Source organism: Microcoleus sp. Pol12B3 (assembly GCF_036701355.1).
Classification (GTDB): Bacteria; Cyanobacteriota; Cyanobacteriia; order Cyanobacteriales; family Microcoleaceae; genus Microcoleus.
In genome coordinates, this window is record NZ_JAUBQS010000108.1 from 1 (window position 1) to 10,353 (window position 10,353).

Below are 10,353 nucleotides of genomic sequence, written 5' to 3' on the forward strand. Positions count from 1 at the left end.
TTTCTAATTTTAATAATTTTAGGAATCGCGTATTAGCTTGCTGGTCTGATTAGATAAACTTATAACCATAAGTTCAGTAGAGCCTTGGGAATTAAAGAGTTAACAAGTTTTGAGTTGAATCATCTGTTAGGTAGAAAATAGCTCTAAAAAAAGCGAAAAGTAAGATATAATCCCAAACCCTTTTTTTTGTGCTATGTTCTTAGAGAAAGGCAAGTTTGCAAAGTCAAAAGCCAGTCCTCGGCGGTGGCCAACCATGGGGACTGGCTTTTGCTCCAATTTACCCAGGAGATTTATCTAGTATGTTGCAAGAAAAACGTCTCAAGCCGTGGACTATAGTTCGCTCGCTTCCAAATGTGGAAAAGGTGGTTGTGGGTGAGTTTCGCAGTTGGTCTGATGCAGACGGTCACTTGAAAATTCTCAAGCGGATGGTGCCGGCGGATCGATTGAGTGTTGTTTTCGATCCGATAGTTCAAGCGTAACGTCGCTGGTAAATTGATCAGCGTGCGATCGCTCTTTGAGCTAAGCGATCGCCTCTTTTTTTTGATACTGTTTTTTTACATAAAAAATGCGACTGCTAAAAAAGCGATCGCAACTTGAATCATTGTCCTTAACTGCGGCGAATTTCAGTAATTTGGTCGGCAACATCCAAAATTATTTGCGGCATGGATGGCCCGGTAAAAATCATATCCAAATGATGTGGCTTGTTGTCAATCAATGCCACCACTTCGGCTTCGGGAATCAATCCCAAATTAACCGCTAAACTCAATTCATCGAGAATAACTAAGGAATAACGACCTTCGCGCACCGCATTTTGAACATACTGCCACAATTGTTCGATCGATCGCGTCTCCAGCTCATCTAAATCAGCATTCTCAATGCAGCGTGACAAATCGCAGCGCACCCAATCTAAATTTTGCCCCAGCCGCACCGGATGCTGATGCCCTTGATTAATTCCCCCTTTGAGGAACTGCACCGCTAGCACGGGAGATCCTTGTCCTGCAATTCTGAGGGCCTGAGCCATGACACTGGTAAAAAAGCAGCGGTGCGGGCCTGTAAAGACTTGCACCAGCCCTTGAACTGTGTAGGGCAAGCTGTGGTTTAAATTGAGTTTAGGGGTTTGTAACTGAGCAACCATAGGGCAATATTTAATCAGCAACTAAGTCTTGAGTGCAGCTCCGACCTTGGCGTGGCTGAAGCCTGCTTGACAATATATAGTGTACGGGGCCGAGTGCACATCGGATCGAACACTATATATACAAGTTGTCAAAAGCTCGCGACAGTGGCATTCGCAGTCGTTTGTTCGATTTTTGAACTCAATTAGCACTTACGCAGAAACGGGGTTTTTTACCAAAATACGGCGTGGAGCTTGACATTTATACAGTTATAGGGTGAAAAACCAAGGTGATGAGAGCCTTGTGGCGTCCAGGGCTTTGAAGAAAAAGTACACACATCGCGTAAAATTTGAATGTCGCGGCACTAGGAGCAGAGACTGTGAGAGTGGTGATTCTGGGAGGGCCAGGAGCGGGAAAGGGAACTCAGGCTGAACTACTGTGCAGCAATTTGAGCCTTCCTTTGCTGGCTGTGGGGGACATTCTACGGGAGGCGATCGCAGAAGATACAGATTTAGGCAAGCTGGCGGTGTCTTATGTCGAAAGAGGGGAATTAGTTCCCGACGCAATTATGATTGAATTCTTTCGCCGTCGGCTGCTGCTGTGGGATGTCTTTAATGGCTGGGTGTTGGAGGGCTATCCGCGAACGGCTTTTCAAGCTGAGGAGTTGGATTTTTTATTAGAGGAGTTGGCGCAGGAGCTAGATTGGGCAGTTTGGCTGAAAGTGCCGATCGAGGTTTTGCTGAGCAGGTCGATCGAGCGCGATCGATCGGATGACCACCCTAAAATTTTACAGCGTCGGCTCGATTTGTTCCACGAATGCACTCTTCCTCTTTTAGAGTATTACGAATACCGCAACAAATTGTTAACTATTGATGGCGCTCAACCCCCACAACAAGTCCAGCAGGATATTCTCAAATTAATCGAGGCTAAGGGCTAATCGTCATAGCATTTTAGATTTTAGATTGTAGATTTTAGATTGAATGACTGCATATTTAACGCATGAAAAAAGCCGGAAGATTAATACCAAATTTTAAATGTTTAATGCCCAATTACCCATTACCAATTACCTAAATATTATGTCTTTCCAGCGTCCCGATGGCAGACAACCAAATCAACTTCGTCCGATTAGTTTCGATCGACAGTTTACTAAATTTGCTAGCGGTTCCGTGCTAGCAAAAAGTGGCGATACTCAGGTACTTTGCAGCGTTACAATCAAGCCGGGAGTGCCGAGATTTCTGGAGAATACCGGACAAGGTTGGCTAACAGCGGAATACCGAATGTTGCCTGGTTCTACGCCGCAGCGACAAGAGCGGGAATTTATGAAATTATCGGGACGGACTCAAGAGATTCAGCGGTTGATTGGGCGCAGTTTGCGATCGTGCTTGGATATGCAATTATTGGGAGAACGCACCATACTTGTCGATGCCGATGTTTTGCAAGCTGACGCGGGGACTCGCACGACTTCAATTACTGGCGGGTTTGTGGCTGTGGCTGATGCTTTAAATAAGTTGGTGCAAAAAGGTGATTTGGTGCGATCGCCCATTATTCGTCAAGTGGCGGCCGTGTCTGTCGGACTGTTGGAAGGCGAGCCATTTTTAGATTTGAATTATCTTGAAGATGTGGCGGCAGAAATTGATTGTAATGTGGTAATGAATGGAGATTTGAATATCATCGAAATTCAGGGAACTGCGGAAGAGGGAAGTTTCAGCCGGAGTCAGTTAAATCAAATTTTGGATTTGGCAGAAACGGGGATTCAGGAATTGTTGGAGGCTCAGCGGCTGGCTTTAGTGGAGTAGGTACATCTAGTTACTGATATATTTAGTCGCGATTTTCCTGTAAATTTGCTTTTAGTTTTTGTACTTCTGTTAATAGCTGGAGTTTAGACTAAAAAATGGTCGCAGCTAAAACTAGCTGCCTTTGAATAGAAGGCAAGCTGTTGCTCAAAAATTCAATAGGTAGAAGATTAAACAGCTAATATTGAACACTTTTTGCGTCGAGAAACCCGTTTTTTAACAGTGGGATAGCACGGTGACTTAGTACGTACTTTTCCTTTTTCCCAGCCGGGGGATTTTCCCCTCTGTTTAGGCATTTTCGTAGGAGTACCAATGTCAACTAAAACCGACAACATTGATTGGGCAACACGTCCAAGAGTTATAGTTATTTCAAATAAGTATGAGACTATTTAAAAATGAGGTAAAATGAATAAAAATAGTGAAGCCGCTAGGAAAATGTCTTACAGTATTGATTGAGAAAAAGAGTAGTGGATTATGTAGAAAATGGCGGTCGTATCGCTCAAGCGATCGGACTTTTTCAGGTAGTTGTGGCAACGATATATCGGTGGCTGGGTCGGACAGACCTTAGAGCCACACAGGTAAAAAGGCGTAAGAGAAAACTAGATGGGCAAGCCTTAGAAAAGGAGGTAAAAGAGAATTCAGATGCCAGATTAATCGACAGAGCCATGAAGTTTGGAGTAAGACCAAGTGCCATATCTTAGGCTCTTAAAGAAATTAAAATTACTCGAAAAAAAAACAACTTCGTTACCAGGAGAGAAACCGAGAAGCAAGAATGAAATACTACAGATATCTGAGAGAATTGATTAAAGTATCTGGAAGTCAAAGTCTGGTTTTTATTGATTGATGAGTCAGGATTTGAAGAGTTTCACGATTGTGCATTTGGCTGGTCAAAAAAAGGAAAAAAAAATCTGGTGAAAAGTCCGGCAAACGGGGAAAAAGAGAAAATCTAGTAGCCGGAAGACGCAAAGGAGAAAAGGACTTAATTGCCCCAATGGTTTTTACGGGAAGCCTCAATGCAGAAGGCTTTGAAGGGTGGTTATCTTTATATTTATTACCCTCTCTAACAAAGCCATCTATATTAATCATGGATAATGCACCGATTCATCGAAAAACAGCGATTCGAGAACTGCTAGAGGAAACGGGTCATCAAGTTCTTTTTCTCCCGAAATATTCTCGCCTATCTGAACGATATTGAACACGATTTTAGTGCCTTAAAGCGAGCCAGAATGTATGCTCCTCCTGGCACATCTTTAGATGAACTCATCTGTGCCTACTACGCTCAATAGTGTCTCTTTTTTATTTGAAATGACTATATTTATTACATCTTAGCAAAACTTAGCTTTACGAAAGGCACTTAGGGGATGAGAACGCCTCTGAAACTTTGATTATAAGAGCATTAAGACTGCTGAACTACGAAAAAGATAGGGGATTATTGACAGGTTTATTCACTCATATGATCGGTAGCGAGCGCCCGATGCAGCCTCATTTTCCACGAGAGAAACCCAAAAAACATCACCGAACACACCGACTCCGATCTTTTTTGAGGTATATCAACTCAAACCGTAAGTCTTGTAAGTCTTTCCACTTGCTTGTCGCCCCGTCAAAACGCTCGCACCCGATCCCAGGGCGATCGCACCTTCTCACCCTCACTTTTCTACAACCTTCTCCTATCGCTTGCTTTAAAAGTTTTTGAAGTACGTGAAGCGAAGCTATCCCGTAGGGAATCGCCCTCCCACTCAAATCGCTTGCACTCCATCATACTTTCAAGGATTTTCGCTGCTGCTCCCTAGTAGGCACTCCATAAGCAGTATAAGGTCTAACATCAGGCGGTAGAAGTCCCAAAACAATTGATTCGGCAGGAACTCCCGCTGCAACTCACTCCTCAGCAATCAGGCGATCGGTATTATTTGCTTGAATCCACACCTGACCGTCAATAATATCAATATGAATCACGCAATGGTGAATACGCTGCTCATTAAACCAACCTATATTTATTAACATATAACGGTCATTTTCCAAATCAAAATTTATTTCATTTTGGATACAACTGTCAAAAATGGGAATCTCAGCGTATTCAGTAAGGAGATGCTTAACAAGTTTGCGATAATTATTTAAGCTATCCCTGGTACTATTTTCTCTATTTTTGGCTTGAAAAAAAAACACAAATTTAGGCGGTTATTATCTAGCAATATCTGACCAGATTTTTCTCCATCAAAAATCTCTGTAAAAGCATTTAGTGGAATTGCAAGATACAGTTGTGTTTCTGATTACGTCCATTTTAAGATGTCATAGTAAAGAGTATATTGACCCAAAGCTTGCTCTAAATCTGCAATTCTAGACTCTATGATAAAACTTTTAACTTCAACGGCTATTTTGCGATCGTTGTTCTCAGTAGCTAATAGCTCTTCGGCACCAAGATCAATAGGTTTCTCTTCGCCCAAGCCAAGGGATACGTATCATGGGTAGTTGTCCAGCCAGCCTTAATGAGAGCCTGTTTGACAACTTGATGATAAATGTCTCTTGCTGGCACAATCGCTCTCTTTTGCTATCGAGGTTGACACTGACTATTATAATGTGCAGAAGTCTCAACCATTATTCGAGAAATTCAATCTGAAACAACACGATCGCCCGTTAGCGAAGCCCTCGAAGAGGATCGCCCCACTAAATAGTCCTGAACCCACATCCAGGCCAGAAACCCGGCTTCTTCCTATATCTCTAGCCCAGAATCTGCGATTTTTCAGAGAAACCCCGTTTCTTCGCGTAACTCCTACCAAATCAAAATCTGGCAAGACGCTAAATATAATTAAAATTTGTTAAGATTAACTCGACCTCAGCGCCGGCATCCCATCCGCCGCTAAACCTGCCCTTCCCCAGTCCCCACAACAATGCTGCGACTCGAACACATCAGTAAAATTTACCCCACAGGCGTCGTACTCAAAGATGTCACCTGGGAAGTCAAGCCAGGTGATCGCATCGGCTTAGTCGGCGTTAACGGTGCCGGTAAATCCACCCAACTCAAAATCATCGCCGGCGAAATCGAACCCACCGCCGGGGAAGTTATTCGCCCCGCCAGCTTGCACATCGCCTACCTCTCCCAAGAATTTGAAGTAGATCCGACTCGCACCGTCAAAGAAGAATTTTGGCGTGCCTTCAGCGAAGCCAACGAAGTCCATGAATCCCTAATGCAAGTCCATCGAGACTTGGAAAACTCCTCTCCAGAAAATCTCGACGAACTGATCCACAAAATGGATCGGCTGCAACGGCAATTTGAAGGCTTAAACGGCTACGGTTTAGAAGCCCAAATCGAGAAAATTCTGCCCGAAATCGGATTTGAACCCGAAGATGGCGATCGATTAGTCAGCGCCTTCAGCGGCGGCTGGCAAATGCGGATGAGTTTGGGCAAAATTCTCCTGCAAAAACCCGACATTCTGCTACTAGACGAACCTACCAACCACCTCGACTTAGAAACCATCGAATGGCTGGAAGTATACCTCAAAGGGCTGACAACCCCAATGGTAATCGTATCCCATGACCGAGAATTTCTCGATCGGCTCTGCACTCAAATCGTCGAAACCGAACGCGGTGTTTCCAGCACCTACCTTGGCAACTACTCCTCCTACCTGCTGCAAAAAGCAGAAGCCAGAGAAGCCCAACTCAGCGCCTACGAAAGCCAGCAAAAAGAACTCGAAAAACAGCAAGCATTCGTAGAAAAATTCCGCGCCAGCGCCACTCGCAGTACCCAAGCCAAAAGCCGCGAGAAACAGTTAGACAAAATCGAACGCATCGAAGCGCCCACCGGCGGATTAAAAACTTTGCATTTCCGCTTTCCCCCCGCACCCCGCAGCGGCCGCGAAGTAGCAATAATTGAAGATTTGGTGCACACCTACGGCGAAAAAATCCTATTCTTGGGAGCAGACTTGTTAATTGAAAGGGGCGATCGCATAGCCTTTCTCGGCCCCAACGGCGCGGGAAAATCAACCCTGCTGCGACTTATTATGGGTTTAGAAAAGCCTTCTGAAGGTACAGTCAAATTGGGAGGTCACAACGTCATCCCCGGTTACTTTGAACAAAATCAGGCAGAAGCCTTAGATTTGAATAAAAGCGTGATCGAAACCATTCACGACGAAGTACCCGACTGGAAAAATGAAGAAGTTCGGACTTTGTTGGGGCGGTTCTTGTTTACCGGCGAAACAGTATTCAAACAGGTTGGCGCTTTAAGCGGCGGCGAAAAAGCCCGCCTAGCTTTGGCAAAAATGCTGTTGACTCCTGTGAATTTGCTAATTTTGGACGAACCTACAAATCACCTCGACATTCCGGCGAAAGAGATGATGGAAGAAGCGATTCAGAATTATGACGGTACCGTAATAATCGTTTCGCACGATCGCTATTTCATCTCCCAAGTAGCTAACAAAATTGTCGAGATTCGGGATGGAGAATTTCGCCCTTATTTGGGAGATTACCACTACTATCTCGATAAAATTGCTGAGGAAAAAGAGCTAGCTAAGTTAGCCAAACTTGAAGCAGAAAAAGCAGCTAAAAAAGCCGAAAAAGAGGCAAATAAAAAAGCTGCTGCTAAGCAGAAATAAACTTGTAACCCTCGCAGATAAACCTTAAATCTGCGTTTATCTGCGTGCATCTGTGGTTAAAAAAGAATTTGATTCTTAACTAACCCAAAATTCGATTAATCATTTGATTCGCCTGGGACTCGTAACTCCCACCAAACAAATTAAAATGATTTAAAATGTGATACAGATTATAAACATTTTTGCGTTCTTCATACCCTGAACCCAAAGGCCAAACCTGATTATATCCCCGGTAAAACTGCGCCGGAAATCCACCAAATAGCTCAGTCATCGCAATATCAACTTCTCTATCTCCCAAATATGCGGCCGGGTCAAAAATCACCGGTTCCCCCGCAGATGTCACCCCCGCATTTCCCCCCCACAAATCCCCGTGAACTAGCGAGGGTTGAGGTTCATAACCAGCTAACAATTCAGGAATCATCTCTAATAAACGTTCCCCTTGCGGAAAATGACCGCCCCGACGCCTAGCCAGTTTTAACTGATAACCAATCCGATGTTCTGCCCAAAATTCTGCCCAGTTTGCCGTCCAATTATTAATTTGTATAGTTGATCCGATCGTATTATTAATATCCCACCCAAAAACTCCCCTCCACAATCCCGAATTAGGCTCTTCTCTCGCGCTTAGCAAGGGGGGGTTGGGGGGGGTGTATTTGTGCATTTCGGCGAGTTTTCGCCCCATTTCTTCCCAAGCTCGATCGCCACCGCGACTTCCCAAATCCAGCCATTCCAGCACAATATAAGCTGAATTTCCCTCTATTCCCCAGCAAATCGGCTCAGGCACTCGAATCGTCTGGGTTTCCCCCATTTGCTGCAAACCCAGCGCTTCAGCTTCAAACATCGCGACTTGGGAAGCTTGATTGATTTTCGCGAAGTAAGCGCGGGAACTGCTGCTGATATAATAGCCTTGATTGATGCAGCCACCGCTGACAGAACGCCGATTGTCGAGAGAAAATGTTTCTCCGGTTGTTTCACAGATGTGCGCGGCAATTTTGTCCCACATAGCATCAAATCGTGTTGAGGGTTGAGGGCGATCGAAATTAGTTTAACAGGTATGGCAACTTAATCAGCAAAAACAACAAAGCCCCTATCTGAAGCTCAGAAAGAGGCTGTGTAATGTGAACCGCGACGTGCAAAGTCGCATTTGATGAGTAGAGAGCCGTCTCTCTCTGGGGTACTTCTCCTCAGTCCTCGTGTAAAAGACTCAATCCGAGTCCGGTCACAACGAAAGTAAGTAATAAAATCGTTGGAGTGCAGACCACACAAGCATCTAAGCTGATAGCCTAAATCGGTAGTGTATGCAAGAGGAAGAAAAGGAAGGGTTAACGATAAGTAAACGACTAATCTAGCTCCGTGATACACGAAAAGGTGAAATCAGGCTGGAACACCTTAACCAAAAGGTAAATAGCTGATTATTAGAAGTTTCGCTGTCTAATAAAGAAGTTCAAAAAGCTATCGGAGTATGAGCCGAACCCCAACCTTTTTCGCAGGTTATCAAAAGCGAAACACGGTAAGCCCAATAGACTCTCTCTTAAGGTCGAAACAAGAGAGTAAGCCAAGAGTAATCACAGCCGAATTGTCTAGGGGGTAAAGGAAGTCAGAGAAAGCGAACGCCCTGTGTAATGCAGAGGATAAGGGTTGAGGAATATCCCAACATGACACCGCCTGAAAATGGTAGCCCACTTCTGACATGTCTTAAACTATAAACAGGATTCAAAGAAACTAAACGGAGATTGAAAGATGGAAACCACTATGGTTATCGGAGACTCTGGACAACTTATACCAAGTTACTATGAAGTTGCACTAAATATAGCTTCAAGGATATAGTCCCAACCACAGAGAGATAAAACTTCTTCATTCGTGAGAGATTTGATAATTCTATTTACCTGTTCTTTGAGTTTATCTAAACTCGAATAATTTTCCCACTTGAGGTCTTTTTTTGTATGTTCCCACAATCTTTTAATCGGATTCAATTCAGGACTATATGCAGGTAAATATATTGGCATTACATGGTCATGCCAGTCTAATAATAGAGCTTTATGGAAGCTACCATTATCCATGATAATTAGATTGAAGCTTTCTCAGTGTTTTTGACTAAATCCATTTAAAAACTCCTGAAAACAGTTGTAATTAAGCTGAGCAAATTCTTGATAATATTGTTCACCTGTTGCTGGCTCTACGACTCCATATAGTCATTTCAAATAAGTATGAGAAACTTTTTATGCACAATAAGCACGAATAATTTCATCAAGAGATGTGCCAGGAGACGCATACATTTTAGCTCTCTTTAATGCACTAAAATCATGCTCAATATCATTTAAGTCAGGACAGTATTTTGGTAAAAATATTATCTGATGACCCGCCTCCTCAACCAATAGTTTAATGACTGTCTTACGATGAATGGGTGCATTATCCATAATTAATATAGATGGACTTGTTAAATCTGGTAACAAATATAAAGATAACCATCCTTCAAATCCTTCTGCATTCAAACTACCCATAAAGAGCATTGGTGCAATTAAGTCCTTCTTTCCTTTTCTTCTTGCTGCTACTAAATTTTCTCTTTTTCCCAGTTTTCCTGGTCTTTCGCCATAGACTTTTTTTCCTCTTTGTACCCAGGCACAAACACAACATTCAAATTCCTCAAATCCAGATTCATCAATAAATACAATGCTTTTACTGCCATAAATTTTAATTAATTCTCTCAGATTTCTGTAATATTTTATTCTGGATTCTCGATCTCTTTCTTGATAGCTAAATTGTTTTTTTACTGGTAATTTTCAATTTTTTAAAGGCATAGCAGATGGCACTCGGTCTAACGCCAGAAAGTTCTTGCTCTTTCTACTAATCTTGCTGAGCGGATTTTTT

The 10,353-nt window shown here is 43.2% G+C and carries 8 protein-coding genes and 3 pseudogenes; 5 read left to right on the forward strand and 6 right to left on the reverse strand.

Annotated elements, in window-relative coordinates:
• The first annotated feature begins 215 nt into the window (after positions 1-215).
• Entirely contained in the window at positions 216-479 is a 264-nt protein-coding gene (locus QUA53_RS27845; protein ID WP_333095979.1) for a hypothetical protein, read from the forward strand.
• Between the two features lie 128 nt (positions 480-607).
• Here QUA53_RS27845 and QUA53_RS27850 read toward each other — a convergent pair whose 3' ends face one another.
• Positions 608-1,135 carry a P-loop NTPase family protein gene (locus tag QUA53_RS27850; protein WP_333095978.1) on the reverse strand — a complete coding sequence of 176 codons (528 nt, stop codon included), beginning with the start codon at positions 1,133-1,135 and terminating at the stop codon, positions 608-610.
• Between the two features lie 356 nt (positions 1,136-1,491).
• Between QUA53_RS27850 and QUA53_RS27855 the strand changes: the two genes are divergently transcribed.
• The 3 genes and pseudogenes from QUA53_RS27855 (at position 1,492) to QUA53_RS27865 (ending at position 4,191) form a co-directional block, all read left to right on the forward strand.
• On the forward strand, positions 1,492-2,049 hold the full coding sequence (locus QUA53_RS27855; RefSeq protein ID WP_333096077.1) for a nucleoside monophosphate kinase: 558 nt from the start codon (positions 1,492-1,494) through the stop codon (positions 2,047-2,049).
• A 139-nt stretch (positions 2,050-2,188) separates the two neighbouring features.
• On the forward strand, positions 2,189-2,908 hold the full coding sequence (gene rph / locus QUA53_RS27860) for a ribonuclease PH (RefSeq protein WP_333096076.1): 720 nt from the start codon (positions 2,189-2,191) through the stop codon (positions 2,906-2,908).
• A 432-nt stretch (positions 2,909-3,340) separates the two neighbouring features.
• Positions 3,341-4,191 (forward strand): annotated as a pseudogene (locus QUA53_RS27865) (IS630 family transposase).
• A gap of 589 nt (positions 4,192-4,780) precedes the next feature.
• On the opposite strand, the gene QUA53_RS27870 reads toward QUA53_RS27865, so the two are convergent.
• Both QUA53_RS27870 and QUA53_RS27875 read right to left on the reverse strand, forming a co-directional pair.
• A complete protein-coding gene (locus tag QUA53_RS27870; protein WP_333095977.1) occupies positions 4,781-5,068 on the reverse strand; it encodes an element excision factor XisI family protein in 288 nt (95 codons plus the stop codon).
• A gap of 104 nt (positions 5,069-5,172) precedes the next feature.
• Positions 5,173-5,435: pseudogene (locus QUA53_RS27875) on the reverse strand (element excision factor XisH family protein).
• A gap of 355 nt (positions 5,436-5,790) precedes the next feature.
• On the opposite strand from QUA53_RS27875, the gene QUA53_RS27880 reads away from it, so the two are divergent.
• Positions 5,791-7,491 carry an ABC-F family ATP-binding cassette domain-containing protein gene (locus tag QUA53_RS27880; RefSeq protein ID WP_333095976.1) on the forward strand — a complete coding sequence of 567 codons (1,701 nt, stop codon included), beginning with the start codon at positions 5,791-5,793 and terminating at the stop codon, positions 7,489-7,491.
• Between the two features lie 79 nt (positions 7,492-7,570).
• Here the strand turns inward: QUA53_RS27880 and QUA53_RS27885 are convergent, their stop codons facing one another.
• The 3 genes and pseudogenes from QUA53_RS27885 to QUA53_RS27895 form a co-directional block, all read right to left on the reverse strand.
• On the reverse strand, positions 7,571-8,488 hold the full coding sequence (locus QUA53_RS27885) for a fructosamine kinase family protein (RefSeq protein WP_333095975.1): 918 nt from the start codon (positions 8,486-8,488) through the stop codon (positions 7,571-7,573).
• Between the two features lie 787 nt (positions 8,489-9,275).
• Complete coding sequence (locus QUA53_RS27890) at positions 9,276-9,545, reverse strand: transposase (protein ID WP_333095974.1); 270 nt, start codon at positions 9,543-9,545, stop codon at positions 9,276-9,278.
• Positions 9,546-9,704: 159 nt separating this feature from the next.
• Positions 9,705-10,353 (reverse strand): annotated as a pseudogene (locus tag QUA53_RS27895) (transposase); the annotation flags it as partial.

Coding starts and splice junctions, on each gene's coding strand:
- QUA53_RS27850 (WP_333095978.1), bottom strand. CDS start 1,135: ATGGTTGCTCAGTTACAAACCCCTAAACTCAATTTAAACCACAGCTTG.
- rph (WP_333096076.1), top strand. CDS start 2,189: ATGTCTTTCCAGCGTCCCGATGGCAGACAACCAAATCAACTTCGTCCG.
- QUA53_RS27880 (WP_333095976.1), top strand. CDS start 5,791: ATGCTGCGACTCGAACACATCAGTAAAATTTACCCCACAGGCGTCGTA.
- QUA53_RS27885 (WP_333095975.1), bottom strand. CDS start 8,488: ATGTGGGACAAAATTGCCGCGCACATCTGTGAAACAACCGGAGAAACA.
- QUA53_RS27890 (WP_333095974.1), bottom strand. CDS start 9,545: ATGGATAATGGTAGCTTCCATAAAGCTCTATTATTAGACTGGCATGAC.